We start from the raw sequence: 238 nt of genomic DNA on the forward strand, positions 1-238 counted from the left end.
CATTCGCGACTACGTCCACGTTGTCGACCTCGTTGCAGCTCACGCACTTGCCGTGGATTATCTGCTGGCAGGGGGTGCAAGCACCGCGTTCAACCTCGGTAACGGTCAAGGTTTCTCAGACAGCAAGTGATAGATACCGCGCGCTACGTGACCGGCCAGGATATCTCTGTCAGCGAAGCGCCACGTCGCGCGGGCGATCCACCACGCCTTGTGGCCGATCCCCGCAGGGCCAACACAT

1 pseudogene is annotated in these 238 nt (G+C 60.9%); it reads left to right on the forward strand.

Features of this window, described 5'->3' with window-relative positions:
• Positions 1-238: pseudogene (locus WLY71_RS31035) on the forward strand (UDP-glucose 4-epimerase GalE); the annotation flags it as partial.

It is taken from the genome of Pseudomonas rossensis, assembly GCF_039888995.1.
Lineage (GTDB): Bacteria > Pseudomonadota > Gammaproteobacteria > Pseudomonadales > Pseudomonadaceae > Aquipseudomonas > Aquipseudomonas rossensis.